General features: G+C 71.0%; 24 protein-coding genes, 1 tRNA gene, 1 other RNA gene and 1 pseudogene. 20 read left to right on the forward strand and 7 right to left on the reverse strand.

Going from position 1 to position 26,212, the window contains the following annotated elements; genetic code table 11:
• The first annotated feature begins 15 nt into the window (after positions 1-15).
• Genes VFV67_RS09385 through VFV67_RS09395 form a run of 3 tightly spaced genes read left to right on the forward strand, consistent with a single transcriptional unit; the run spans position 16 to position 4,394 of the window.
• On the forward strand, positions 16-2,154 hold the full coding sequence (locus VFV67_RS09385; protein ID WP_326468825.1) for a diguanylate cyclase domain-containing protein: 2,139 nt from the start codon (positions 16-18) through the stop codon (positions 2,152-2,154).
• Between the two features lie 5 nt (positions 2,155-2,159).
• Positions 2,160-2,852: a dienelactone hydrolase family protein gene (locus tag VFV67_RS09390; RefSeq protein WP_326468827.1), complete on the forward strand. Its 693-nt coding sequence runs from the start codon at positions 2,160-2,162 to the stop codon at positions 2,850-2,852.
• Positions 2,853-2,900: 48 nt separating this feature from the next.
• Positions 2,901-4,394: a sensor histidine kinase gene (locus VFV67_RS09395; RefSeq protein WP_326468828.1), complete on the forward strand. Its 1,494-nt coding sequence runs from the start codon at positions 2,901-2,903 to the stop codon at positions 4,392-4,394.
• A 166-nt stretch (positions 4,395-4,560) separates the two neighbouring features.
• Here the strand turns inward: VFV67_RS09395 and VFV67_RS09400 are convergent, their stop codons facing one another.
• Positions 4,561-5,211 carry a response regulator transcription factor gene (locus tag VFV67_RS09400; protein ID WP_326468829.1) on the reverse strand — a complete coding sequence of 217 codons (651 nt, stop codon included), beginning with the start codon at positions 5,209-5,211 and terminating at the stop codon, positions 4,561-4,563.
• Positions 5,212-5,404: 193 nt separating this feature from the next.
• On the opposite strand from VFV67_RS09400, the gene VFV67_RS09405 reads away from it, so the two are divergent.
• Positions 5,405-5,701 (forward strand): hypothetical protein, encoded by a 297-nt coding sequence (locus VFV67_RS09405; protein ID WP_326468830.1) that lies wholly within the window; start codon positions 5,405-5,407, stop codon positions 5,699-5,701.
• On the opposite strand, the gene VFV67_RS09410 is transcribed toward VFV67_RS09405, so the two are convergent.
• Complete coding sequence (locus VFV67_RS09410; protein ID WP_326468831.1) at positions 5,684-7,201, reverse strand: sensor histidine kinase; 1,518 nt, start codon at positions 7,199-7,201, stop codon at positions 5,684-5,686. The two genes, VFV67_RS09405 and VFV67_RS09410, sit on opposite strands and share 18 nt — an antisense overlap.
• 128 nt (positions 7,202-7,329) lie before the next feature.
• On the opposite strand from VFV67_RS09410, the gene VFV67_RS09415 reads away from it, so the two are divergent.
• Entirely contained in the window at positions 7,330-8,544 is a 1,215-nt protein-coding gene (locus tag VFV67_RS09415) for a serine/threonine-protein kinase (protein WP_326468832.1), read from the forward strand.
• 137 nt (positions 8,545-8,681) lie between these two features.
• Positions 8,682-8,849, forward strand: coding sequence for a hypothetical protein (locus VFV67_RS09420; RefSeq protein WP_326468833.1), 168 nt, complete (start codon positions 8,682-8,684; stop codon positions 8,847-8,849).
• A 45-nt stretch (positions 8,850-8,894) separates the two neighbouring features.
• Here VFV67_RS09420 and VFV67_RS09425 read toward each other — a convergent pair whose 3' ends face one another.
• Positions 8,895-9,155 carry an ATP F0F1 synthase subunit C gene (locus VFV67_RS09425; RefSeq protein ID WP_326468835.1) on the reverse strand — a complete coding sequence of 87 codons (261 nt, stop codon included), beginning with the start codon at positions 9,153-9,155 and terminating at the stop codon, positions 8,895-8,897.
• Between the two features lie 473 nt (positions 9,156-9,628).
• On the opposite strand from VFV67_RS09425, the gene VFV67_RS09430 reads away from it, so the two are divergent.
• Complete coding sequence (locus VFV67_RS09430; protein WP_326468836.1) at positions 9,629-10,246, forward strand: hypothetical protein; 618 nt, start codon at positions 9,629-9,631, stop codon at positions 10,244-10,246.
• Between the two features lie 371 nt (positions 10,247-10,617).
• On the opposite strand, the gene VFV67_RS09435 is transcribed toward VFV67_RS09430, so the two are convergent.
• A tRNA-Ser gene (locus tag VFV67_RS09435) sits at positions 10,618-10,705 on the reverse strand.
• A 106-nt stretch (positions 10,706-10,811) separates the two neighbouring features.
• Between VFV67_RS09435 and VFV67_RS09440 the strand changes: the two genes are divergently transcribed.
• Positions 10,812-11,567 (forward strand): haloacid dehalogenase type II, encoded by a 756-nt coding sequence (locus VFV67_RS09440; RefSeq protein ID WP_326468837.1) that lies wholly within the window; start codon positions 10,812-10,814, stop codon positions 11,565-11,567.
• A 9-nt stretch (positions 11,568-11,576) separates the two neighbouring features.
• Here VFV67_RS09440 and VFV67_RS09445 read toward each other — a convergent pair whose 3' ends face one another.
• Positions 11,577-12,032 carry a hypothetical protein gene (locus tag VFV67_RS09445; protein ID WP_326468838.1) on the reverse strand — a complete coding sequence of 152 codons (456 nt, stop codon included), beginning with the start codon at positions 12,030-12,032 and terminating at the stop codon, positions 11,577-11,579.
• Positions 12,033-12,139: 107 nt separating this feature from the next.
• On the opposite strand from VFV67_RS09445, the pseudogene VFV67_RS36750 reads away from it, so the two are divergent.
• The 3 genes and pseudogenes from VFV67_RS36750 to VFV67_RS09460 all read left to right on the forward strand — a co-directional run.
• A pseudogene (locus VFV67_RS36750) lies at positions 12,140-12,568 on the forward strand (haloacid dehalogenase-like hydrolase); the annotation flags it as partial.
• A gap of 183 nt (positions 12,569-12,751) precedes the next feature.
• Positions 12,752-12,846: signal recognition particle sRNA small type (ffs, locus tag VFV67_RS09455), an RNA gene on the forward strand.
• Positions 12,847-12,867: 21 nt separating this feature from the next.
• Positions 12,868-14,718, forward strand: a complete 1,851-nt coding sequence (locus tag VFV67_RS09460; RefSeq protein ID WP_326468842.1) for a DNA polymerase III subunit gamma and tau — start codon at positions 12,868-12,870, stop codon at positions 14,716-14,718.
• Between the two features lie 6 nt (positions 14,719-14,724).
• Here the strand turns inward: VFV67_RS09460 and VFV67_RS09465 are convergent, their stop codons facing one another.
• Complete coding sequence (locus VFV67_RS09465) at positions 14,725-15,600, reverse strand: N-acetylmuramoyl-L-alanine amidase (protein WP_326468844.1); 876 nt, start codon at positions 15,598-15,600, stop codon at positions 14,725-14,727.
• A 95-nt stretch (positions 15,601-15,695) separates the two neighbouring features.
• Here VFV67_RS09465 and VFV67_RS09470 point away from each other — a divergent pair, with 95 nt between their 5' ends.
• The 9 genes from VFV67_RS09470 (at position 15,696) to VFV67_RS09510 (ending at position 24,417) form a co-directional block, all read left to right on the forward strand.
• Positions 15,696-16,007 (forward strand): YbaB/EbfC family nucleoid-associated protein, encoded by a 312-nt coding sequence (locus VFV67_RS09470; RefSeq protein WP_326468845.1) that lies wholly within the window; start codon positions 15,696-15,698, stop codon positions 16,005-16,007.
• 11 nt (positions 16,008-16,018) lie between these two features.
• Entirely contained in the window at positions 16,019-16,615 is a 597-nt protein-coding gene (gene recR, locus VFV67_RS09475) for a recombination mediator RecR (protein WP_326468847.1), read from the forward strand.
• Between the two features lie 262 nt (positions 16,616-16,877).
• Positions 16,878-17,438 (forward strand): uridine kinase, encoded by a 561-nt coding sequence (locus VFV67_RS09480; RefSeq protein ID WP_326468849.1) that lies wholly within the window; start codon positions 16,878-16,880, stop codon positions 17,436-17,438.
• 216 nt (positions 17,439-17,654) lie between these two features.
• Positions 17,655-18,653, forward strand: coding sequence for an ABC transporter permease (locus VFV67_RS09485; RefSeq protein ID WP_326468850.1), 999 nt, complete (start codon positions 17,655-17,657; stop codon positions 18,651-18,653).
• 67 nt (positions 18,654-18,720) lie between these two features.
• Complete coding sequence (locus VFV67_RS09490; RefSeq protein ID WP_326468852.1) at positions 18,721-20,481, forward strand: ABC transporter substrate-binding protein; 1,761 nt, start codon at positions 18,721-18,723, stop codon at positions 20,479-20,481.
• A 42-nt stretch (positions 20,482-20,523) separates the two neighbouring features.
• Positions 20,524-21,588: an ABC transporter permease gene (locus tag VFV67_RS09495; protein WP_326468854.1), complete on the forward strand. Its 1,065-nt coding sequence runs from the start codon at positions 20,524-20,526 to the stop codon at positions 21,586-21,588.
• Positions 21,585-22,682 (forward strand): ABC transporter ATP-binding protein, encoded by a 1,098-nt coding sequence (locus VFV67_RS09500; RefSeq protein WP_326468855.1) that lies wholly within the window; start codon positions 21,585-21,587, stop codon positions 22,680-22,682. The genes VFV67_RS09495 and VFV67_RS09500 overlap by 4 nt, the downstream gene beginning before the upstream one ends.
• Positions 22,683-22,699: 17 nt before the next feature.
• Entirely contained in the window at positions 22,700-23,779 is a 1,080-nt protein-coding gene (locus VFV67_RS09505) for an ABC transporter ATP-binding protein (RefSeq protein WP_414636213.1), read from the forward strand.
• A complete protein-coding gene (locus VFV67_RS09510; protein WP_326468856.1) occupies positions 23,776-24,417 on the forward strand; it encodes an SDR family oxidoreductase in 642 nt (213 codons plus the stop codon). The genes VFV67_RS09505 and VFV67_RS09510 overlap by 4 nt, the downstream gene beginning before the upstream one ends.
• Positions 24,418-24,432: 15 nt before the next feature.
• On the opposite strand, the gene leuA is transcribed toward VFV67_RS09510, so the two are convergent.
• Positions 24,433-26,205 carry a 2-isopropylmalate synthase gene (gene leuA, locus VFV67_RS09515; protein ID WP_326468860.1) on the reverse strand — a complete coding sequence of 591 codons (1,773 nt, stop codon included), beginning with the start codon at positions 26,203-26,205 and terminating at the stop codon, positions 24,433-24,435.
• Positions 26,206-26,212 lie beyond the last annotated feature (7 nt).

The following is a 26,212-nucleotide window of genomic DNA, read 5'->3' on the forward strand; positions in this document are numbered from 1 at the left end:
CTCCCCACCTCGGATGTGCGCGCTGACCGCCGCATCGACGTGACCTCCCCCGGACAACCGGAGACCGCGGCCGGCCGCCACGCCGAGCCGGAGCAGGTCGCACGCGAACTGACCAGCACCTGGATGAACGTGGTCGCGGCCTCCACGTACGTGGCCATGACCAGCAGGGAGCTCGAGGACTACCTGCACGAGCTGGTCCTGATGCTGGCCGAGGCGCTGGTCGCCGAACCGTTCGACCCGCGGCCGGGCGCCGAGGTGGGCGCCCGGATGGTCACCGGGGCGCTGGTCGGCAGCGACACCCTGGCGCTGTCGGTGCGGCTGCTCGTCGAGGGCCTGCTCGACCTCGGCGGCCCGGCCGACCGCGACCGGATGCGCAACCTGGCCGCCCTGCTGTCCGCCATGTGCACCGGTTACGCCGAGGCGGTGCGCCGGCGCACGCTCGACCAGCAGGAGGACATGAAGCGCGCGCTGCTGTCCGCCAAGCAGCGCGCCGAGCAGGTCCTGCGGGCCACCGAGACCCGGTTCCGCGAGGTGTTCACCTCCTCGCCGACCGGCATCGCGATCACCGACCTGGACGGCCGGTTCGTGGACGTGAACCCGGCGCTGGTGGAGATCCTCGGCAGCCAGCCGGACCGGCTCTCCGGCGCCGGGCTGTCCGACTACCTGGCCCCGGACGAGGCCGAGGACGTGACCGATCCGCCGCGCGGACGGCTGAAGCTGGTCCGTGACGACGGCGAGACGGCGTGGGTCTACGTCGCCCTGTCACCGCTGCGGGAGGGCCCGGGCCGGCCGGAGTCCTACGTGCTGACCGTGCAGGACCTCAGCGAGCTGCAGCTGCTGCAGGGCCGGTTCGGCCACCAGCTGCTGCACGACGCGCTGACCGGCCTGGCGAACCGGCTGCACTTCGAGTCCGCGGTGGAGACCCGACTCGGCCGCGCCGATCCCGATCTCACGGTCACGCTGTGCTGCCTGAACCTGGATGCCTTCGGGGCGCTCAACAACGGGCTCGGCCATCAGGCCGCCGACCGGCTGCTCAGGACGGTGGCGAAGCGGCTGGTGGACGTGATGGCCGCGGAGAACGCACTGGTGGCCCGGACCGGCGGGGACGAGTTCGCCGTCCTGATCGAGGATTCGCCGACCACACCGGAGATTCCGGAGCTGGTCGACCGGATCAACGAGGCGCTGGCCGAGCCGGAGTACGTCGACGGCGTGGGTGTCGCGGTCAACGCCAGCGTGGGCGTGGTGCGCCGGCCGGTGGCCGAGACGTCCGGCGCGGAGCTGTTCCGGGCGGCGGACGCGGCGCTGCATGCCGCCCGGGCGACCGGCCGCCGGCAGTGGCGCGGGTTCGACGCCGAGCGGGACGCGCGGGTCCAGGCCAGGTACCGGGACGCGGCGGCGCTGCCGGGCGCGTTCGAGGACGGCGAGCTCGGCGTGGGTTACCGGCCGGTGGTCCGGCTGGACGACCGCCGCACCGTCGCGATCACCGCGGGGTTGCGGTGGTCCGGTCGCCCGTCCGGGCCGTTGGGCGAGCGGGAGACCATGGCGCTGGCCGAGCTGACCGGTCAATCCGTCCTGTGTGGACCGTGGATGTTGCGCACCGCGTGCGCGCACCTGCCGTCCTGGCGCAGCGCCATGGGGATGGCGGATGCGGCGGCGCTGCGGGTGCGGCTGTCCCGGCTGCAGTCCGCGGACGACGACCTGGTGGCCGCCGTGCTCGCCGCGGTCGAGGCGGCCGGCGTGGAGCCGAGCCTGCTGGAGATCGGGTTCGACACCGGCGCGGTGCTCGAGGAGTTCGGCAGTGCCGCGGACAATCTCCAGGTGGTGGCCGAGATCGGGGTGCGCACCGCGCTGTGCGACTGGGACGGCGGCCTGCGCCAACTCGACCTGCTCGAGCACTGCCCGGCCCTGTCGGTGGTGCTCGGCGACCCGTTCGCCGGCCGGGACGACGTGGGTGCCGCGCTGCTGCGCGCGGCCGAGGCGAGCGTGGGCGCGGCCAAGGGGATCGGCGCGGTGGTGTCGGTCGACGGGATCGGCACCGAGCAGGCCGCGATCCGGTGGGCCGAGCTCGGCGTGGACACCGCGCAGGGCCCGCTGTTCGGCGAGCTGACCGACGTGGAGCGGGCGTTGTCCGGAACCGGCCGCCCGGCACAATGATCGGCATGACCGTCCCGGCGCCCAACGGCGAGCTGCCCGTCTACCTGGCCGCACCGGAAGGTGCGGGACCGTGGCCCGGGGTGGTGGTGATCCACGACGCGATGGGCATGAGCCGGGACGTGCGCAACCAGGCCGACTGGCTGGCTGGCGCCGGGTTCCTCGCGGTCGCACCGGATCTCTACCGCGCCGGCCGGAAAATCGCCTGCCTGGTGCGGTTCTTGCGGGACGCCAGCGGGCCGCTCGGCGACCTGGACGCGGTGCGGACCTGGCTCGCCGCCCGCGCGGACTGCACCGGAACCGTCGGCGTGATCGGCTTCTGCCTCGGCGGCGGGTTCGCCCTGATGCTCGCGCCCGGCCACGGGTTCGCCGCGGCCAGCGTGAACTACGGGGCGCTGCCGAAGAACGCCGAGCGGGCGCTGGCCGGGTCGTGCCCGGTGGTCGGCAGCTACGGCGGCCGGGACCGGCAGCTGCGCGGCGCCGCCGACCGGCTGTCCACCGCGCTGGCCGCCAACGGGGTGGTGCACGACGTGGTCGAGTACCCGGACGCGGGCCACTCCTTCCTCAACGACCACGATCCGGCCGACGTGCCGGGCGCGGTGCGGCTGGCCTCGCGGATGACGTCGATGGGCTACCACGGCCCGTCCGCCGCGGACGCCAGGAAACGGATCCTCGCCTTCTTCGACACGCACCTTCGGTGACGTTCGTCCCTATCCGATCGGTGCGACGGCCTGTCACCGTGGACAGCTATGTCTGACCGGGAGGCGTTGGACGCACTGGTCGGCGAGGTGCACGACCGGCTGGCCCAGGTCGTCCGGACCCGCGACCGGCTGCTCGGCCTGCTCGAGGCGGTGCTCGCGGTGGCGGCCGGGCTGGAGCTGGACGCCACCCTGCGGCGGATCGTGCAGGCGGGAACCGAGCTGATCGAGGCCCGGTACGGGGCGCTCGCCGTGGTCGGTGAGGAGAGTCTGATCGGTGACCCGATCGGGTTGCCGCCGCACGACCCCGGCGCCGTGCTGGACGCGCCGATCCTGGTCGGGGACGAGGTGTTCGGCACCATCTATCTCGCCGAGAAGCGCGGCGCGGCCGGGTTCACGCCGGACGACCGGGCCGTGCTCACCGCGCTGGCCGCGGCCGCGGGCGTTGCGGTGGAGAACGCCCGGCGGTTCGAGTGGTCCAGGACCCGGGAGCGGTGGCTGGCGGCCAACGCCGAGATCAACGAGCGGCTGCTGTACGGCGCGTCCACGCAGGAGACGCTGAACCTGGTGGCGGCCCGGACCCGGGAGCTCACCGGCGCGGACTGCGTGCTGGTCCTGCTGCCGGAGCCGGACAAGGCCGCCGGGACCGGGTTGGTGATCACCGCGGCGGTCGGTGAGTGGTCGGCCGAGCTGGCCCGGGAACGGATCGGCGCCGGCTGGGCGGAGCTGCTCGACGGCGCGGACGATCTCGGCGGTCTGCTGCCGGTCGGCGAGTTCGGCCCGGCACTGGCCGTCCGGTTGCCGGCCGTGGACGGCGCGGGTGCGCTGCTCGCGGTGCGGGCCAAGGGCCGGCCGCGGTTTGCGGCCGACCTGCGCCCGATGCTGGCGACGTTGGCCAACCAGGCGGCGATGGCGCTGGAGTTCGCCGAGACCCAGCGGGCCAGGCGGCTGCTCGATGTGCTCGCCGACCGCGACCGGATCGCCGGCGACCTGCACGACCACGTGATCCAGCGGCTGTTCGCCACCGGCATGAGCCTGCAGGGCACGGTGCGCCGGATCACCGACCAGGAGGCGGCACATCGGGTCACCCGGGCGGTCGAGGAGCTCGACGCCACCGTCCGGGAGATTCGGACGTCGATCTTCGACCTGCACACCACCGGCGAGGACCGCGCGGCCAGCCTGCGTCGGCGGTTGCTGGACACCGTGGCCGAGTGCGCCGCCGGAACCGCGGTGGCACCCGCGGTGCGGATCTCCGGCCCGGTGGACACGTTGGTGCCGGACGAGATCGGCGACCACGTGGTGGCCGTGCTCCGCGCGGTGGTCGGCGCGGCGCTGCGGCTGGGCCGGGCCGGCGAGGTCACCATCACCGTCGAAGCGGGCCGGGAGCTGGTTCTCGTGATCGTCGACAATGGCGCGGTCCCGTCGCCCGAGGTCGTCCGTGCGGTCCGGGCCGCCGCCACGGAATGTGATGGCACTGCCACCCTCGACCGAATTACCGGCGGCCAAAACCGGCTCGTCTGGCACGCCACGCTGCCGATGATGTGACGCCCGAAGATTGCGCGGGATTGGGCGTGGATCATTGAGACGAAGTCTTGGCCCAGCCAACGCAACCTCAGGGGCACCGTAACGGCACCCAGCCACAATCAATCCGCTCACCGCACCACCGCTGGACGCAACAACAGCAGTAAAACCCCGGAGAGGCGGACCAGTGTTACCGGCGGCGGGACTCGCGGGAGCGCAGTTCGGCGGCGAGCACGGCGGCCTGGGTGCGGCGCTGGAGGCCGAGCTTGGCCAGCAGGTGGGAGACGTAGTTCTTCACGGTCTTCTCGGCCAGAAACATCTTCTCGCTGATCTGCCGGTTGGTCAGCCCCTCGGCGACCAGGTCGAGCACGCTCCGCTCCTGCTCGGAAAGCATTGCCAGCGGGTCGGTTTCCTCGCGCCTGCGGCGGATCCGGCCGAGCAGCGCGGCAGTCGTGCGCGGGTCGAGCAGCGAGCCGCCGGAGCCGACCGTGCGGATCGCGGCGACCAGGTCGTTGCCGAGCACCTGCTTGAGCACGAAACCCGATGCCCCAGCCATGATCGCGTCGAACAGCGCCTCGTCGTCGGCGTAGGACGTGAGCATCAGGCAGTTCAGGTCGGGCTGCCGGGATCGCAGCTCGCGGCACAGTTCCACCCCGTTGCCGTCGGGCATCCGGACGTCGAGCACGGCGACGTCGGCCGGGCAGCCGGGCAACCGGGCCAGCGCCTCGGTGACCGACGACGCCTCGCCGACGACGGCCAGGTCCGGCTCCTCGGCGAGCAGATCCGCGAGACCCCGGCGGACGATCTCATGGTCGTCCACCAGGAAGATTCGAATGGTCACGAGATCTCCCGTGCCTCGCGGGCCACCGCGCCCGTTCCCCGAAACCGTACGCTGACCTGCAGTTCCGCACATCAGGCCAGACTCCCCTTGCGAATAGGGCCGAAAGTCCCTGCCATCCGGAGGATGGTGACCCTGGGTAATCCACGCCGGCTTCGCGATGCTATTGCAGCCAACAACTTGCAAAGGAGCCAAAATGGTCGTCTCCGGCCGGGTCCCCGCCGAAGCGGACAAGGCGCGTGCGGCCGAGCAAAATGTCGGCGAATTACCACCCGCCAGCCCCGGACCGGTAAGGGTCAACTGGTTGTTCGCCGGGGCGTTCCTCGGCGCCGGGAGCTGGCTGCTGGTACTCGCCGTCGTGTTCGCCGCGCTCGGCAACTGGGCCGTGGCCGCGGTGCTGTTCGCGGGCATGTGCCTGTGCCTGCTCGTCGTCGCCAGGGCCGGTCGGCGCGCCGCCGCCGAGCGCCGGTCCGGTTCAGCCCTGCTCGGGTAGCGGCACGGTCCAGGTCAGCCGGGTGCCACCACCGCCGCTCGGTCCGACCGTCATGCTGCCGCCCCACCGCTGCGCCCGCCGGTCCAGGTTGGCCAGGCCGCTGCTGCGGGCCCGCACCGCCGGAATCCCGATCCCGTCGTCCAGCACGTGCAACGTCAGCGCGTCCGGCTCGATCCGCAGCTCCACGTGAACCTCGCTGGCCCGCGCGTGCCGGGCCACGTTGGCCAGCGCTTCCCGCAGCGTCGCCAGCAGATCCGGACGGATGTCCGCCGGGACCGCTCCGTCCACCGCCCCGGTCAACCCGACCCGGGGCTCGAACCCCAGGGTGTCGGTGGCCTGCGCGATGACCCGCAGCACCTCCTCGGACAACCCGCCCGGCTGCTCGCCCTCGGCGGCGCTGTGGTTGCGCAGCGAGAATATGCTGTGCCGCAGATCCCGGATGGTCCCGTCCAGGTCGTCCACCAGGCCGGAGATCCGCGCCCGCAACGCCGGCTGCACCAGCCGGTTCACGCCCTGCAGCCCCAGCCCGATGTCGAACAGCCGGCGGATCACCACGTCCTGCATGTCGCCGGCGATCCGGTCGCGATCCTCGAACACGGCCAGCCGGCGCTGGTCGGCCCGGGCGTTGGCGTACCGCATGGCCAGGGCGGCGTGCGCGGCGAAGTTGCGCAGCAGCTCCAGGTCGGGGTCGCCGAACAGCGGCTCGCCGCGGAACCTGATCACCAGCAGCACGCCGAGGATGGACTCGCCGGCCGCCAGCGGCACGATCGCCGCCGAGCCGAGGTCACGCAGCACCGGCGGGGCGCCGCCGTTGTACTTCTCCTGCCAGTTCGCTGCCGCGTCGCCGTAGGTGTCCAGCAGCAGTGGTTCACCGCTGCTGTAGACGACGCCGGAGGCGGTGGTGGCCATGTCGACGGCCGACCCGACCAACGAGTCACCGATCCCGCCGGGCGTGTCGACCACCTTGAACACCAGCTTGTCCGGATCGTGCTCGTGTGCGACGGCGATCGCGGCGATCGGTGCCTCGGCCACCGTCCGGGCCCGTCCGGTGATCAGCTGCAGCTCGCCGCCCGGATGTTCCTCGGCCAGCAGCATCGCGGTGATCTCGTTGGACGCCTGCAGCCAGCGCTCCCGTTGCCGGCTGCGCGCGTAGCGCCGGGCGTTGTCCACCGCGATGCCGGCCGCGCCGGCCAGCGCCCGCAGGTCGGCCTCGTCCTCGGGCCGGAACGGGCCGCCGCGCACCCGCAGCGTGCCGAGCGGCTCGCCGCCGGAGTCGAGCGCAACGGTCAGCTCGGCCGACCCGGCCTCGTTCGGGTCGCCGTGGTGGACCGGGTCCAGCCCGGCGACGTGCAGCGTGGCGTGCCGGGCGCCGACCAGCTCACAGGCATAGCCGGCGACACTGCGCAGGACCTCCTCCAGCCGCAGATCTCGCGAGATGCTGATCACCGCGTCCAGCAGCCGCGTGTTCGCCCGCCGCTCCGCTGCCAGCGGTACCACCACCCTTGCCGTCCCTGATCAACTGTGACATTGTCCTCGGCCGGCGAGCGATCTGCCAGCTTCCTCAGGTTTTGTCCTATGCGTGCGCGGGTACCTGGACCGGGTCACGGCGACGAGCGGGAGGGGTGCGGATGGACCCCCGGACGGGCCGCGTGCTGGACGGCCGCTACCGGATCGGACCGCTGCTCGGCCGGGGCGGCATGGCCACCGTGTGGGCGGCGACCGACCTGCGGTTACGCCGCACCGTGGCCGTCAAACTGTTCCACCGGCCGGTCGACGACGTGGTGCTGTCCCGGCTGCGGGTGGAGGCGAAGCTGCTCGCCGGTCTGTCCCATCCGGGGCTGCTCACCGTGTTCGACGTGTCCACCGAGCCCGAGCAGCCGTATCTGGTGATCCAGCTGGTGGCCGGCCGCACCCTGCGCTCCGCCATCGACCGCGGCGGGCCGATCGCGCCCGACGCGGTGGCGCGGCTCGGGTTGCGGCTGGCCGAAACCCTGGAGTATGTCCACTCGCGACACGTGATGCACCGCGATCTCAAGCCCTCCAACGTGTTGCTGGACCGCAACGGCACCTGCTACCTGGCCGACTTCGGGATCGCGATGGCGCTCGGCCAGGCCAGGATGACCGCGACCGGCCACTGTGTCGGAACCGCCGCCTACCTGGCGCCGGAGCAGGTCGCCGGGGCCGAGACCACGCCGAGGGCGGACATCTACGCGCTCGGGCTGGTGCTGCTGGAGTGCCTGACCGGCCGGCCGGAGTACACCGGGACCGAGGTGGAGGCCGCAATCGCCCGGCTGACCCGCCCGCCGCGGATCCCGGATTCGGTTCCGTCCGCGCTGCGCGCCGCGCTGACCGCGATGATCGCCCGCGATCCCGCGCACCGGGCCGACGCCGCCACCGCCGTCCGCCTGCTGCGGGCCGCGGCCGGCGACCCCGCCGAGGCGTCCGCCGCGATCCGCACGGTGGTGTTGGCCCCGGTTTCCGAGCCAAGCACCACCCGGCTCATGCCGGTGTCCGAGCCACGCCGGCCCCGGATGTCCCGCCGACGCATGGCGCACGCCGCGGCCGCCATCGCGGCCACCGGCGCCGCCCTCGCCACGATGCTGTCCACGCTGTCCGGTGCGGACCCCGGCGCCCCAGCCGGCCCGGCCGCCGGCCAGCCCGTCCAGGTCGCCGAGCCACCGGCCACCCCCGCCACGGCCCAGACCGGCGCGACCGCGGTCGTCGTCCCGGACCCCGCAGCGCCGGCAGCAGGGCAAGAGCAGGCCCGGGCCGGACCCGACAAGGACCGCAAACCCAAGAGCGACAAGGGCAAAGGCGGCCCCGAGAAATCCGGCCGCGGCTGAGCGGTGCGCCGCCGGTCAGTCCACAATGGAGCATTCGCGCCGGCCCGGCGTCCACAAGGCGCAGGTGGCGCACATCACACCAGGACCGTACGGAATACTGCCCTCCACGTTTTGCTGTGGGAGATCCGGAGAGCACTGTGCACACTGAACCCGACAGCCCCGCCGAGCCGACCGCGGAAGATCAGCGGTCCGGCGGCCGCCACCACGCCGAGGAAGGCGCCGGCCGGCACCCGCTGATCGATCTCGACCGCGACCCGACCCCCGGCGTCGCCGACCACGCCAAACCCGACCCCCACGACGACTGACCCGGCCACCCGCCGCCGGGCGCGCGGCCCGGCGGCGGGCGGTCGCTACAGCCCGGGTGTCACGTAGAACAGCAGCAACGCGAACCCCAACGAGATGAAGAAGTTGCTTTCGGCGAAACTCACCACCATCAGGAACGGGGTCATCAGGCGCTGCTGCGCCTCCGGTTGCCGCGCCACCCCGGCCAGCAGCTGACTCCCGGCCAGACCGTCACCAATGGACGCCCCCGCCGCACTGACCCCGATCGCCACACCGCCACCGATGAACGCCCCGAGCCGAACCAATGCCTCACCCTGTTCGATTGCCATGTAAGACATGAGGTGGGCCGCGCTACGGCAGATTCATCCCCGAGGAACTGGCCAACTATTGCCGAAACGGACAGTGGAAACGACGGCGACTCCGGTCTGACCGCACGAACGCCGGGCACCCCATGATCGCGGGGCCCGGCGTTCGTGCCTGCTCAGTTGGCGGAGGATAGGGGATTTGAACCCCTGAGGGGCTATCAACCCCAAACAGGCGGTAGGTCCACCGGTAGCGGGTAGCGGCCACGACACCCGCGAGCCTGGAACCTGGGCAGAGCGTTCAAGCCACGGCCGGAGCGTGGGTCTTGGCACACCCAGTTTCCGCATGTCACCCCGGGGGTGTGCGGCGCGATGTATCAAAACGGCGTGCTGCCTCCTCTTCACGATGGTCTGGCCACTCGTTCTGGGGCCTCGCGATCGCGACCGACGCCTGACTGCTTTCGAAGCACCACCAACAAGTTGAGGAGTCGAGGTCAATCATGAACAAGCTGCGAAGAAATTGCATTTCCGTTGGTCTGGCCGCTGCGGCGCTGACCGTGGCCGGGCTGGCGGCCGGAACGAGCGCGGCCGCGGAAAGCGGTCCGGACAACGGGAAGACGGACCAGGCGAAGTCCGGCGGTTCGCACTGCACCCTCTCGGTGAAGACGCGCGCCACGCAGTGCTTCGACACCTTCCGGGAGGCCATCGCGCAGGCAACCGCGGGACGGGTGACGGATGCGAACCTCAGTGGCCTCGCCTCCGTCGACGGCAAGACCGCCGCAGAGCTCAACGAGGGTGGGTTCGGTACGGCGTCGGTCGTGCACGGCATCCAGTACTACTGGGAGAACTTCAACAACCACCCGCCCCCGTTGCACACTCTGACCGTCTCGGGTACTGCACCGTGTACGACCCCGACCGAGACCGAGTACGTGCTGGCACCGCTGCCGATTCTCAGCATCAACTGGAACAACAACATCAGGTCGTTCCAGGGTTTCAACCACTGCTGGCAGCGGATGTGGGACCACCCCGAGTGCAGCGGGCTCCTGTGGGACTACTCAGCCAACTCGGCAGACCTGGGTGCCGCACGGGACCGCACCGAGTGCATCATATTCTCGTGACCTGACAGACCCGAAGCGATTCGGTCAAATTCGCCTTGCCAGTGATATCCGCCTTCCTCAACGCCAACTCCTCGCGTAGTTGTACGGACATTGATTAGGTCGCATTGTTGGCTCAGAAATCTAACTCGCCGGGTCAGGTCCCGCCGGACCCGTGCTGACCTGCGCGAAGTTAGCCGAGTCAGCTCGTTCGCTGGGTTAGGTCGCGACTGTCGATCAGGCCGGAACGACGGTTCGACGGAGGATCGGCCTGACCTAACTTGACCCTCCGGGCCGCGCTCCGTGTGGACTCGGAGGGGAGTGAACCGGCGAGTGAACACCGGCACAACGCCGGGCATCCATGATCACGATGCCCGGCGTGTTGCTGGTCAGAGCGGAGGATAGGGGATTTGAACCCCTGAGGGGCTATCAACCCCAACACGATTTCCAATCGTGCGCCCTAGGCCACTAGGCGAATCCTCCGGCGCAGATGCTACACGGCGCCGCGGGCGCGCAGCAGTGGGAACCGGGGGTCAGAGCGTGCAGCCGGCGACGATCCTGCCGAGTCCTGGATTGCCGGCGGAGTCGCGTGATCGCCCGTGCGGCGGCTGTGCTGGGCGCGGCGCTGGGTACGTTGAATCACGTGCGGGTGCTGGCCTTCGACATCTTCGGCACGACCGTGGACTGGTGGACCGGCGTGGCCGGGCAGGTCGGCCGGGCGGCCGCCGAGCGCGGGGTGGAGCTGGACGGTGGCGCGTTCGCCACGGCCTGGCGGGCGCGCTACGTGCCGTCCATGGAACTGGTCCGGCGCGGGGAGCTGCCCTGGCAGAACCTGGACGCGCTGCACCGGCGGTCCCTGGACGAGCTGCTCGAGGAGCACGGCGTCGCGGCCGCGTTCGACGAGCCGGCCCGGGCCGAGCTGGTCCGCTCCTGGCACCGGCTGCCGGCCTGGCCGGACGCCGCCCCCGGCCTGGCCCGGCTGCGCACCCGATACACCGTCGTGGCCACGTCCAACGGCGGCTTCGCCCTGCTGACCAACCTGGTCAAGGCCGCGGAGCTGCCGTTCGACGCCGTCGTCTCGGCCGAGCTGGTCCGGCGCTACAAGCCGGATCCGGAGGTCTACCAGGCGGTCGCCGGCCTGCTCGACGCCGAGCCGGGCGACGTGCTGATGGTCGCGGCACACACCTGGGATCTGGCCGGCGCCCGGGCGGCCGGGCTGCGCACGGCGTTCATCGAGCGCCCGCGGGAGAAGGGGCCGAACGGCCGGCCGGACCGGGCCGAGAACGCGGACGCCGACCTGGTGACGGCCAGCTTCACCGAGCTGGCCGACCGGCTCGGCTGCTGAGGCCCGCGGTCAGATCGCCCGCCAGCGCGGTGAGCCGCGCTGCTGACGGGCGCAGACCACCGGCTCGTAGTCGCGGGTGACCGAGAACGCGCCGGGGTCGTCGCACCGGTCCCCGATCTCGGCGAAGTCGAACCGCGGCTGGCTCGGGCGCGAGGCGGCGCTGCTGGCCGGCGGTGCCGGTGGCGCCGGGGGCGGGCTGGCCACGATGTTGGCCGTCTCGGTGTTCAGCGTGGGTGCCGCGATGGCGGTGGGGACGCCGCTCTGCGACGGGGGTGCGTCGTCGGCCGGCGGGCTCGGGGAGATCCTGGGCACGGCCGGCCCGGAGTTCGCGGCCGCCGGCGGCTCGGCCCCGGCGTTGACCAGCAGCACGATGCCGGTGACCAGGCCGGCGGCGGCGAGGAAGGTGGCGGTCTTGATCGCCAGCAGAACCCGGTCGGGCTCCGTCTTCTTCCGATGCCGCGGCATGTCGCATCTCCGTACAGTGATGGAACCGGCCAGCAAAGGTACCCAGCGTGTCAGGCTACCCGGAAGAGGGGGGACGGCATCGGATGAGCGTGCTGCACGTCTTCGACATGGACGGCACGCTGCTCCGTGGCACGACCGCCGCGCTGGAGATCGCCCGCCGGCTGGACCTGGTCGGCGAGCTGGCCGCGCTTGAGCTGTCCTTCGCGGCCGGCGCCCTGGACACCCGCGGCTTCTCCGCGCGGATCGCGGTGCTGTGGCAGGAGCTCACCGCCGACCTGGTCGCCGAGGCGTTCCGGGCCTCGCCGTGGATCGACGGCCTGCCGGACGTGCTCGCCGACATCCGCGCCCGCGGCGAGCACTCGATGGTGGTGACCATGTCGCCGAACTTCTTCGCCGACGGGCTGCACGACGTCGGGGTCGACCGGGTGGTCGCCTCGACCTTCCCGCCGTTGCCGCTGCGCGGCCACCCCGACCCGGCCGACATCCTCACCCCGGCGGACAAGGTCCGGGTGGTGGACGCCGAACTGACCCGGCGCGGGCTGACCGTCCGGCAGTGCGTGGCCTACGGCGACTCCGGCTCCGACGTCCCGCTGTTCGGGCACCTGCCGCAGACCGTGGCGGTCAACGCCAGCGCGGAGCTGGCCCGGCTGGCCGGGGTGCGCTACGAGGGCGAAGACCTACGCGAGGCGTACCGGCTCGCCCGCGCTCGCTACACTGAACGTGGACCTCGTGCGGCGTCCATCTCGTGAACCTCCCCAGGGCCGGAAGGCAGCAAGGATAAGCGAGCTCTGACGGGTGCACGGGGTCCCTTTTCGTCGGCGGGTAGGGTCGCGGCGTGGCGCTCGCCCTTTACCGCAAATACCGTCCGGCGACCTTCGCCGAGGTCGTCGGCCAGGAACACGTCACCGGACCGCTGCGCACCGCGTTGGCCGCTGGGCGGATCAACCATGCGTACCTGTTCTCCGGCCCACGCGGCTGCGGGAAGACCTCCAGCGCGCGGATCCTGGCCCGCTCGCTCAACTGCGCGCAGGGACCGACCCCGGACCCGTGCGGCATCTGCGACTCGTGCGTGGGGCTGGCCCCCGAGGGGCCGGGCAGCGTCGACGTGATCGAGCTGGACGCGGCCAGCCACGGCGGCGTGGACGACGCCCGTGAGCTGCGCGACCGCGCCTTCTACGCGCCGGCCGCGTCGCGCTTCCGGGTGTTCATCATCGATGAGGCGCACATGGTCACCCCGCAGGGCTTCAACGCGCTGCTGAAGATCGTCGAGGAGCCGCCGGAGCACCTGGTCTTCATCTTCGCCACCACCGAGCCGGACAAGGTGCTGCCGACCATCCGGTCCCGCACCCACCACTACCCGTTCCGGCTGATCCCGCCGAGCGCGATGCGCGAGCTGCTCGAGCGCAACTGCGCCGACGAGGGGGCCACCGTCGAGCCGGCGGTGTTCCCGCTGGTGATCCGGGCCGGCGGGGGCTCGGCGCGGGACACCCAGTCGGTGCTCGACCAGCTGCTGGCCGGCGCCGGAGCGCAGGGCGTGACCTACGACCGGGCGGTGGCGCTGCTCGGCGTCTCCGACGTGGCGCTGATCGACGATCTGGTGGACGGGCTGGCGGCGGACGACTCGGCGGCGGTGTTCGGCACGGTCGACCGGCTGGTGGAGGCCGGTCACGACCCGCGCCGGTTCGCCGCCGACCTGCTGGACCGGCTGCGGGACCTGGTGCTGCTCCGGGCGGTGCCGGACGCCGCGAGTCGTGGGCTGGTCAACGCCCCCGGTGACGAGCTGGACCGGATGTCCGCGCAGGCCCAGCGGCTCGGTCCGGCCGCGCTGACCCGGTTCGCCGAGATAGTCCACAATGGACTTGTCGAGATGCGCGGGGCCACCGCGCCGCGGCTGCTGCTCGAGCTGCTCTGCGCCCGGATGTTGTTGCCGGCCGCGGTTTCCGGCGACGCGGCGGCGGATTCCGCGGTGCTGCAACGAATCGAACGGATGGAGCGGCGGGTCTCGGTTGGGTCGGAGCCCGTTCCGGCGCAACCGCAACCGAAGCCGCAACCGCAGGCATCGACGCCGGCACCAGCACCGGCACGGCAGCCGGAACCGCCGCAGCCACCGGTGCAGCCGCGCCCGGAGCCGGCCGCCACCCCGCCGTCGCCGGTGCCGCCGGCCGCCCCGGCGCAGCCGGGCGCGCTGGACGCCGCGGGCATCCGCCGGGTCTGGTCCGAGCTGCTCGCCGTGGTGCGCAAGAACAGCCGCAGCACCGAGGCCATGCTCACCAACGCCACGGTGCACGCGGTCGAGGGCGAGACCGTGGTCATCTCGCACACCGCCGCACCGCTGGCCCGCCGGCTGGCCGACCCGCGCAACGTGGACGCGATCGCCGAGGCGCTGCGCCAGGTGCTCGGCGGCAACTGGCAGGTCAAGACCGTGCACGCCAACGACTCCGGCGAGGCGCCGAGCCGCCCGGCCGCGCCGCCGCCGGCACCGGTGCGTCCGGAGCCCAGTCGCCCGGAGCCGGTCCGGACCCGGCCGGCCGCCGCAGTCGATCCGGCGGCTCCGGAGCCGCCGCCGGAGCCGGACGACTATCCCGATGACTTCCAGGAGCCGGACCCGGATCCCGGGCCGCGCAACGAGTCGGCGGCCGCGGTCCGGCTGCTCAAGGAGCAGCTCGGCGCCCGCAAGCTGGACTGAGCCCGGCTACCCCAGGTAGGCGAGGATTCCCTCGGCGATCGCCGCCGCGTAGCGCTGCCGGCCATCCGGGCTGGACAGCCTGGCCGCCTCGTCGGCGTCGCGCATGTTGCCGCACTCCACCAGGACCGCCGGGCGCTCGGAGAGGTTAAGCCCGGCGAGGTCGTCGCGCGGGGATAAGCCGTTGGATCCGATGTAGGTCGAGGTCGCCAGGCCCGCGGCGACCATGCGGTCCCGCACGGTCCGGGCTAATCGCTGCGACGGCTCGCCCTGGGCGGCGTTCAGTGCCGGCGCGGAGTAGGCGACGTGGAAGCCGTGCGCGCCCTCGGCGGTCGACCCGTCGGCGTGGATGGACACCACGGCGGCGGCGTTCTCGCGGTTTCCGATCGCCGCGCGCTGGTCCACGCACGGTCCGACCCCGCTGTCGTTCGGCCGGGTCAGCACCACCCGGACCCCGCGCCCGGCCAGGATCTCCCGCACCCGGTTGGCGGTGTCCCAGGTGAACGCGTGCTCGGCGTAGCCGGCATCGGTCGCGGTGCCGGTCGTGTTGCAGGCCTTGGTCTTGCCGCGACCGGCCGGTACCGACTTGTTGATCGCGGCGGGGTTCGCGGCGTTGCCGCCGTTGTGGCCGGGGTCGAGCACGACCACCCGGCCGGCCGGGGCCGCCGGCTTCGGCGTGGTGGCCGGCGGCGCGGACGAGCTGGTGGCCGGCGGTGGGCTGGCCGGTGTCGTGCTGACGGTGGCCGGCGCCGTGCTGGCCACCGGCGGAGCGGGCAGAGCCGGGCCGAACGCCTGCCCGGCGATCCGGTCCTGCGCGCCGCACGCCGCCAGCGCCACGCTGATGGTCAGGATTCCCCAGGCGTATGCCCCGCGTCGGGTGAGCACGGCGCTCACCATTCCACACGGCGGGCGCGACTAGGCTGGCGGTACCACGGACCTACAGGAGAGGAACCGCCGTGCAACCCGGTGGCATGCCCGACATGCAGCAGATTCTGGAGCAGGCGCAGCGGATGCAGGAGCAGTTGCTCTCCGCCCAACAGGAGTTGGCCGATGCCGAGGTCACCGGCACCGCGGGCGGCGGTCTGGTGACCGCGACGGTGTCCGGGGCGGGTGAGCTCAAGTCGCTGGTCATCGACCCGAAGGTGGTCGATCCCGAGGACATCGAGACGCTCGCCGACCTGATCGTGGCCGCGGTGCGCGACGGCAGCGGCAAGGCGTCGGCGCTGGCCGCGGACAAGATGGGGCCGCTGGCCGGCGGGCTCACGGGCGGGCTCGGCCTGCCCGGGATGTAGGCGGGCGCGGCGTGTATGAGGGACCGGTCCAGGACCTGATCGACGAGCTCGGGCGACTGCCCGGGATCGGCCCGAAGAGCGCCCAGCGCCTCGCCTTCCACCTGCTCGCCGCGGAGCCCGCGGACGTGAACCGGCTGATCTCCGCGTTACAGCGGGTCAAAGAGGGCGTGATCTTCTGCGACCTGTGCGGCAACGTCTCCGAGGAGACCCGGTGCCGGATCTGCCGGGACGCCCGCCGCGACCCGACCTCGCTGTGCGTGGTCGAGGAGCCCAAGGACGTGCTGGCGATCGAGCGCACCCGGGAGTTCAAGGGCCGCTACCACGTGCTCGGCGGCGCGCTGGACCCGCTGTCCGGCATCGGCCCCGACCAGCTCCGCGTCCGCGAGCTGCTGGCCCGCATCTCCCAGGCCGAGGTCACCGAGGTCATCCTCGCCACCGACCCGAACACCGAGGGCGAGGCCACCGCGACCTATCTGGCCCGGATGCTGCGCGACTTCCCCGGTCTCACCGTCACCCGGCTCGCCTCCGGTCTCCCCATGGGCGGCGACCTCGAGTTCGCCGACGAGCTCACCCTCGGCCGCGCCCTCACCGGCCGCCGCGCCGTCTGACCATCCACACCCCCCGCAGTTGTCCACAGCCGCCCCCAAACCCCCCGCCACCAGCACTTTCGCCGGTAGAATGGCCGTGGGGACGCCCCCCAGGGAGCGGTGGGGGGTGGACTGGGGTGAGCTGCGAGTAATCGGCGATGGCGAGGGGTTGTTCGGCGCTGCGGTTCCGGGGGCTGTGCGCAGGTCTGAGCAGCATGGGGGAACTACTCGGGATCCTGGCGGGGGCGGTGCGGGTTGGGCCGGGTGGGGCGGGCTTGCGGAGTTGCCGGCGGCGCGGTTGGGGGCGGTGCGGTTGGTGGCGATCGATGGGCCGTCGGGGTCGGGGAAGTCGGGGTTGGCGGATCGGGTGGTGGGGCGGTTGCGGGGGGCGGGGGTGGGCGTGGAGTTGGTGCGCACCGATTACTTCGCGACCTGGGATGAGCCGGTGGGCTGGTGGCCGCGGCTGGTCGAGGGGGTGCTGGAGCCGCTGGCTGCCGGCCGGCCGGGCGGGTACCGGCGGATGGAGTGGCTGGCCGGGCGGCCGCGGCCGGGGGAGTGGGTCCGGGTCGGGGTGCCCGAGGTGTTGGTGGTGGAGGGGGTGTCGGCGGGGCGGCGGTCGGTTCGGGAGCGGTTGTCGGCGCTCGTCTGGTGCGAGCATCCGGATCCGGTGGAGCGGCTGGAGCGGGCCGTGGCCCGGGACGGGGAGGCGTGCCGCGCGCCGCTTCAGGCATGGCAGCGGTTCGAGGAAGGATGGTTCGCGATCGACGCTCCTGTGGCGGTCGCCACTGTTCGATATCCGAACGGCGGTAACCCGGCGGATGCACCGATTCACTCAATTGGGTGAAGAACGGTCACGTCCGGTACTTGTCGGACTGCATATCGGACACGATGTGCGATCTTTTGGCCGGATCGTGACCTCCCGTGGTGAAGGGATGCTGAACGCAGGGATTAAGGTCGGCGGTCGTACGGTGACCCCGCACAGGTTCAAGGAGACGACGATGGCCGACCCCCGAGTGGCGCGAGCCTTGCTTCGAGCGCAGCCATCGGGGCGGGGCGTGGAATGACCGCACCGCTCGAAGTCACCGAGTCGGCCGCCACGGCGCCACCGGAAGCCGCCCTCGCCGGGGTCTCCCGCAAAGCCATTCAGGGCCGTTCCCTCGGCCAGATCGCCTGGATGCGACTCAAGCGGGACAAGGTCGCCATGGCCGGCGGGGTCGTCGTCGTGTTCCTGGTGGTGGTGGCCGTCTTCGCCCCACTGATCATCAAGTGGTGGGGCTACCCGTACGACGAGTTCCACTACGACCTGGTCGACGACAGCACCGGGCTGCCGCTGCACGGCTGGGGCGGCATGAGCTGGGACCACTGGTTCGGCGTTGAGCCGATCAACGGGCGCGACCTGTTCAGCCGGGTCGTCTACGGCGCACAGTTCTCCCTGCTGATCGCGTTCCTGGCCACCCTGGTGTCCGTGGTGATCGGCGTCGTCATGGGTGTCATCGCCGGCTACTTCGGCGGCTGGGTGGACACCGCGATCAGCCGGCTGATGGACATCTTCCTGGCCTTCCCACTGCTGCTGTTCGCGATCGCCCTGGTCGGCGTCATGCCCAACGACGCGTTCGGCCTGAGCGGCAACAGCCTGCGGGTCGGTGTGATCGTGTTCATCATCGGGTTCTTCGGCTGGCCGTACATCGGGCGGATCATCCGCGGTCAGGTGCTCTCCCTGCGCGAACGGGAGTTCATCGACGCCGCGCGCAGCCTCGGCGCCCGCCGGCCGTACATCCTGTTCCGGGAACTGCTGCCGAACCTGATGGCCCCGATCCTGGTCTACTCGACGCTGCTGATCCCGACCAACATCCTCTTCGAGGCGGCGTTGTCGTTCCTCGGCGTCGGCATCCAGCGGCCCGTGCCGAGCTGGGGCGACATGCTGCAGGACGCCGCGAAGTGGTACCAGACCGACACGCAGTACATGCTGCCGTCCGGTTTGGCGATTTTTATCACAGTGTTCGCGTTCAACCTTTTCGGCGATGGTTTGCGTGACGCGCTCGACCCAAGGGCACGATGACCGGAGCTTTCATTCCGGCCGACTTCCAGAAAGAGAAGGGTGCAATAGCAAGATGAAAAGAAACCGCATGATATCCGCGGTTGCCGCCGGCTCAGCGTTGCTCATGGGTCTCGCGGCCTGCGGTGGCTCCTCCAACGATGCCGACAGCGGAAGCAGCGGCGGAAGCACCACCACCGCTGCGTACAACGCGGCGATCGGAAAGGTGTTCAACCCTTCCGACAAGAAGGGCGGCACCCTGAAGTTGGCCAACTCGGGTGACTGGGACTCGGTCGACCCGGGCGACACCTACTACGGCTTCTCGTGGAACTTCCTGCGCAACTACGGCCGGTCGCTGCTGGTCTTCAAGTCCGCCCCGGGCGCGGAGGGCAACTCGCTGGCGCCTGACCTGGCCGAGGGTCTCGGCACGCCGAGCAACGACGCCAAGACGTGGACCTACAAGCTGCGCAAGGGCATCAAGTTCGAGGACGGCACCGAGATCAAGTCCAAGGACGTCAAGTACGCCGTGGCCCGGCAGTTGGACAAGGAGACCCTGCCCAACGGCCCGACCTACCTCAACGACCTGCTCGACCTGCAGGGCTATGAGGGCCCGTACAAGGACAACGACCCGACGATGGCCAAGTTCACGGCCGTCGAGACGCCGGACGACTACACGATCGTCTTCAAGCTGAGCAAGTCGTTCTCGGCGTTCGACTACATCGCCGCACTGCCGGCCACCGTCCCGGTTCCGGCCGCCAAGGACACCGGCACCAAGTACAAGGAGCACCCGGTCTCCTCCGGCCCGTACAAGTTCGAGGTCAACGAGGTCGACAAGCGGGTCGTCCTGGTGCGCAACGACCAGTACGACCCGGCCACCGACCCGGCCTCGGGCCGCAAGGCGCTGCCGGACCGCATCGAGGTCGAGCTGAAGGCCAACGCCGCGGACGTGGACAACCGGCTGCTGGACGGCACGCTTGACGTCGACATCGCCGGCACCGGCGTGCAGACCGAGACCCAGCCGAAGATCCTCAACGACCCGGAGCAGAAGAACCGCGCGGACTCGGCGCCGAACGCCCGCCTGTGGTACTCGGGCATCAACTCCGATGTCGCGCCGCTGGACAACGTGCACTGCCGCAAGGCCATCATGTACGCCGCGGACCACGCCGGCTACCAGCGCTCCTACGGTGGCGCCGAGGCCGGTGGCGACATCGCGACCAACATCATGCCGCCGCAGATCCCGGGCTTCCAGAAGAACGACCAGTACGGGTTCGAGACCGACAAGAGCGGCAACGTCGAGAAGGCCAAGCAGGAACTGCAGCAGTGCGGCAAGGCGGACGGTTTCACCACCAACATCGCCTACCGCGCCGAGCGGCCGAAGGAGAAGAACACCGCTGAGGCATTGCAGCAGGCGTTCAACAAGGTCGGCATCAAGACCGAGCTCAAGGGCTTCCCGCAGGGCGACTACTCCAAGCTGTACGCGGGCAAGCCGGACTACGCGAAGGCCAACAACCTCGGCGTGATCATCTACGGCTGGGGCGCCGACTGGAACGACGGCTTCGGCTTCCTGCAGCAGATCGTGGACAGCCGGACCATCCGTCCCGGCGGCGGCAACACCAACATCGCCGTGAAGGACCCGCAGGTGGACCAGCTCCTGGACAAGGCGCTGACCACCACCGACAAGACGGCGCGCGAGTCGCTGTGGAACGACATCGACAAGCGGGTCATGGACCAGGCCTACATCCTGCCCGGCGTGTGGGCCAAGGGCCTGATGTACCGGCCGGAGCGGTTGACGAACGTGTTCGTCAGCGAGGCCTACGGCATGTACGACTACACCGCCATGGGTGTGCAGTAAGCAGTTCGTGAATTAGCACTCAAAGGTAGGTGAAGGCACCGGGTGACCGGTGGGCCCGATCGGGGTCCACCGGTCACCTTCGCCGCCGACGTGGTCACGTACATCATCCGCCGCCTGATCGCAGCAGTGATCCTGCTCTTCGTGGTCAGCGCGGTCACCTTCGCGATCTTCTTCCTGGTTCCGCGGATCGCCGGCTTCACCGCCGACGACCTCGCCTCGCGGTACACCGGCAAGACGGCCGGGGCCGAGCAGACCCATGAGATGGCCGTGAAGCTCGGCTTCACCGACCCCATGTACGAGCAGTACGGACGGTTCGTCAAGGGCCTGGTCGCCGGCCGTGACTTCGACACCGGGCCGTCGGTCGAGCACTGCCCGGCGCCCTGCTTCGGCTACTCGTTCATCAAACAGGTGCCGGTCTGGCCGGAGATCGTCGGCCGGATGCCGGTCACGCTCTCGCTGGCGTTGGGCGCGGCGATCATCTGGCTCGGGTTCGGCATCGGCACCGGCGTGATCTCGGCGCTGCGCAGAGGCACCTTCTTCGACCGGGCCTCGATGGGCATCGCGCTGGCCGGGGTGTCCCTGCCGATCTTCTTCACCGGTCTGCTGGCCCTGTCGGTCTTCAGCTACGCGCTGGACGTGACCCCTCCTGGCGGCACCGATCCGACCGAGTCGGGCAACAACCCGCTCGAGTGGGCGCACGCGCTGCTGCTGCCCTGGATCACGCTCGCCTTCCTGTACTCCGCCGGGTACGCCCGGCTGACCCGGGCCGGCATGCTGGAGACGATGAACGAGGACTTCATCCGTACCGCCCGGGCCAAGGGCCTGACCGAGCGCCGGGTCGTGACCAAACACGGGTTGCGCTCGGCGCTCACCCCGATCGTGACGATCTTCGGTCTCGACCTCGGCCTGCTGCTCGGCGGCGCCATCCTGACCGAGAAGACGTTCGGGCTGCCGGGAATCGGCAAGTGGGCGGTCGACTCCATCCAGAACAACGACCTGCCCGTGGTTCTCGGGGTCACGATGGTCGGCGCCTTCTTCGTCGTCATCGCGAACCTGGTGGTGGACCTGATGTATGCCGTGATCGACCCGAGAGTGCGGTTGGGATGACCCAGTTTTCCGATGAGCCGCTGGCCGATGTCGAGACCTACCTGCCCGCGGCCACCGAACCGGACCACGACCGGTCCGGCGCCTTCCTCCAGGTCCGCGACCTGCGGGTGCATTTCCCGACCGACGACGGCGTGGTCAAGTCCGTGGACGGACTGACCTTTCACCTCGACCGCGGCAAGACCCTTGGCATCGTGGGCGAGTCGGGCTCCGGCAAGAGCGTGACCAGCCTGTCGATCATGGGCCTGCACAAGGAGGGCGTCGCCCGCATCTCCGGCGAGGTCATGCTCAACGGGCAGAACCTGATCGCCATGGACCCGAACCGGGTGCGCCGGCTGCGCGGCAAGAACATGGCGATGATCTTCCAGGACCCGCTGTCGGCGATGCACCCGTTCTACACGGTCGGCGACCAGATCATCGAGGCGTACCGGATCCACCACAACGTCAGCAAGCAGGTGGCCCGCAAGCACGCGATCGAGATGCTGGACCGGGTGGGGATCCCGCAGCCGACGTCCCGGGTGGACGACTACCCGCACCAGTTCTCCGGCGGCATGCGGCAGCGCGCGATGATCGCGATGGCGCTGTCCTGCGACCCCGAGCTGCTGATCGCCGACGAGCCGACCACCGCGCTGGACGTCACGGTGCAGGCGCAGATCCTCGACCTGATCCGGGATCTGCAGCAGGAGTTCAACTCGGCGATCATCATCATCACGCACGACCTCGGCGTGGTCGCCGAGCTGGCCGACGACATCCTGGTGATGTACGGCGGCCGGGCCGTCGAGTACGGCACATCGTCGGGCATCTTCACCGCGCCGCAGCACCCCTACACCTGGGGCCTGCTCGGATCGATGCCCCGGTTGGACCGGGAACGGACCGATCGGCTGCTGCCGATCAAGGGCAGCCCGCCCAGCCTGATCAACCTGCCGGACGGCTGCGCGTTCCACCCCCGGTGCGCCTACGCCGACCGCAACGGCGGCGCGAGCGAGACCGTGGTGCCCGAGCTGCGCGACGTCGGTGACGGTCACTTCACCGCGTGCCATCTCTCCGCCGAGGACCGGATGCAGATCTGGGAGAACGAGATCAGGCCGAAGCTGTGAAAGACGAGGATCAGAGCGTGGCGACTGTGCAGGACAAGGCGGCCGACCCCACCCAGCCGAAGCTCGGCGAGGAGCTGCTGTCGGTCACCGGTCTGCAGAAGTACTTCCCGGTGCGCAAGGGGCTGCTGCAGCGCCAGGTGGGGGCCGTGCAGGCGGTCGACGGGCTGGACTTCTCGGTGGCCATGGGCGAGACGCTGTCCCTGGTGGGCGAGTCGGGCTGCGGCAAGACCACGACCGGCCGGCTGCTCACCCGGCTGCTCGAACCGACCGCCGGGAAGATCATCTTTGAGGGACGGGACATCACCCACCTGTCCACCAACCAGATGCGGCCGCTGCGCCGCGACGTGCAGATGATCTTCCAGGACCCGTACTCGTCGCTGAACCCCCGGCACACCGTCGGCACGATCGTCGGCGCCCCGTTCCGGCTGCAGAAGGTCAAGCCCGAGAACGGGGTCAAGCGGGCCGTGCAGGACCTGCTCGAACTGGTCGGGCTGAACCCCGAGCACTACAACCGCTATCCGCACGAGTTCTCCGGCGGCCAGCGCCAGCGCATCGGCATCGCCCGCACGCTCGCCCTCAAGCCCAAGCTGATCGTGGCCGACGAACCGGTCTCCGCGCTGGACGTGTCGATCCAGGCCCAGGTGGTCAACCTGCTCGAGGATCTGCAGAACGAGCTGGACCTGACCTACCTGCTGATCGCCCACGACCTGTCCGTGGTGCGGCACGTGTCCGACCGGGTCGCCGTGATGTACCTGGGCAAGATCGTCGAGCTGGCCGACCGGACCGGGCTGTACGAGCGGCCGATGCACCCGTACACGGTGGCGCTGCTGTCCGCGGTGCCGATCCCGGACCCGGAGCGGCGGGCCAAGCGGGAGCGGATCCGGTTGCAGGGCGACGTGCCCAGCCCGCTCAACCCGCCGCCGGCCTGCCGGTTCCACACCCGGTGCTGGAAGGCCCAGGAGATCTGCAAGACCGAGGAACCGCCGCTGGTCGCGCTCAAGCCCGGGCACCAGGTGGCGTGCCACTTCCCGGAGAACGAGGACAAGATCACGGTCACCCCGATCGGCCCGATCGATGGGGCCGCCGCCGCGGAATGACCGTCACCGTGCTGGGCGCGTCCGGGCGCACCGGCCGCCGGGTGGTGCGGTTGCTGGTCCGGCACGGCTTCCGGGTTCGGGCCGGGGTGCGCGACCGGCACCGCCGGGCCGCGGTCACCGGGCTCGGCGTCCCCGCGGTGATCACCGACCTGGCCGGTGATCCGGCCGAGCTGGTCGAGGCGTTCGCCGGGTCCGACGTCGTGGTCAACTGCGCCGGGGCGCCGGATCCGGCGCCGGCCGCGGTGAACCTGATCGACCGGGACGGCGCGATCGCCGCGATCCGGTCCGCCGAGCGCGCCGGGGTGCGCCGCTACGTGCAGCTCTCCGCCATGTTCGCCGACGCGCCGGACCAGGGTGACCCGCTGGTCCGGTCGATCCTGGCGGCAAAGCAGATCTCCGACACCGTGCTGCGCCGATCCAGTCTGGTGTGGACGGTGGTGCGTGCGGCCACGCTCACCGACGAGCCGGGCACCGGCCGGATCACCGCGGTCGAGCACCTGACCGCCGGCCGGATCCCGCGCGACGACGTCGCCGCCGTGATCCTCGGCTGCCTGCTGGAGGCCGGCACCGAGAACCGCGGCTTCGACGTCCGGTCCGGCGAGCTGGCGGTGGCCGCCGCGCTCGCCGCCCTGCGCTGATCCGGCCCGGCGGGGCTACCGGTGCGCCCGGTTGATCGCCGAGACCACCGCGCGCAGCGACGCGGTCACGATCGAGCTGTCCACCCCGACACCCCACAGCACCCGCTCGTCCACCGAGCACTCCACGTAGGCCGCGGCCCTGGCGTCGTCGCCCGAGGTGAGCGCGTGCTCCGTGTAGTCCAGCACCCGGGCGTCGTAGCCGACGCTGGCCAGCGCGTCGACGAAGGCCGCGATCGGACCGTTGCCGGCGCCGGTGATCTCGTGCTCCTCACCCTCGACGTCCACCTGCGCCACGATCTCGTCGTGGCCGGCGGCGTCGTCGGAGATCCGGTAGCGGCGCAGCACCAGCGGCGTGTGGATGCCGAGGTACTCGGCGGCGAAGGCGTCCCACATCTGCTTCGGGGTGACCTCGCCGCCCTCGGTGTCGGTGTGCCGCTGGATCACCTGGGAGAACTCGATCTGCAGCCGGCGCGGCAGCTCGAGCTGGTGCTCGGACTTCATGATGTAGGCGACGCCGCCCTTGCCGGACTGGGAGTTGACCCGGATCACGGCCTCGTAGGTGCGGCCAACGTCCTTGGGGTCGATCGGCAGGTACGGGACCTGCCAGTCGAACGTCTCGACCGGCACCCCGGCCCGGTCGGCGTCCGCCCGCAGCGCGTCGAAGCCCTTGTTGATGGCGTCCTGGTGGCTGCCGGAGAACGCGGTGAACACCAGGTCACCGCCCCACGGGTGGCGCTCGCCGACCGGAAGCTGGTTGCAGTACTCGACCGTGCGGCGGACCTCGTCGATGTCGGAGAAGTCGATCTGCGGGTCGATGCCCTGGCTGAACAGGTTCATGCCCAGCGTCACCAGGCAGACGTTGCCGGTGCGCTCGCCGTTGCCGAACAGGCAGCCCTCGACGCGGTCGGCGCCGGCCTGGACGCCCAGCTCGGCGGCGGCGACGCCCGTGCCGCGGTCGTTGTGGGGGTGCAGCGACAGGATGATCGAGTCGCGGCGGGCGAGGTTGCGGTGCATCCACTCGATGGAGTCCGCGTAGACGTTCGGCGTCGCCATCTCCACCGTCGCCGGCAGGTTGACGATCATCGGCTTCTCGGGCGTCGGCTCCCAGACGTCACCGACGGCGTCGACGATCTCCTTGGCGTAGGAGAGCTCGGTGCCGGTGTACGACTCCGGCGAGTACTGGAAGCGCCAGTCGGTGCCGGGGCGCTTCTCGGCCTCCTCGCGGACCTGCTTCGCGCCGTCGACCGCGATCTTGGTGATGCCGTCGCGGTCGGAGCGGAAGACCACGCGCCGCTGCAGGATCGACGTCGAGTTGTAGAGGTGGACGACCGCCGAGTGCGCGCCCTCGAGGGACTCGAACGTGCGCGTGATCAGCTCGGGCCGGGCCTGCGTCAGCACCTGGATGCGGACGTCGGCGGGTACGGCGTCCTGCTCGATGATCTCGCGGACGAAGTCGAAGTCGGTCTGCGAGGCGGCGGGGAAGCCGACCTCGATCTCCTTGTAGCCCATGCGGACGAGCAGGTCGAACATGCGGCGCTTGCGCGCGGGCGACATGGGGTCGATCAGCGCCTGGTTGCCGTCGCGCAGGTCCACCGCGCCCCAGAGCGGCGTCTTGTCGATCACCTTGTCCGGCCAGGTGCGGTCGGGCAGTGAGATCTTCTCGACGACGTCGGCGAAGGGCTTGTAGCGGTGGACCGGCATGCGGCTCGGGCGCTGGGTGTTCCAGGTGGCCTGCCCGGCGGGGATGTCGCCGTCGGGATGGACGACGGTCGCCCTGATGTCGGCGATCGGCTCG

Source organism: Actinophytocola sp. (genome assembly GCF_035762905.1).
Taxonomy (GTDB): Bacteria; Actinomycetota; Actinomycetes; order Mycobacteriales; family Pseudonocardiaceae; genus DASYTH01.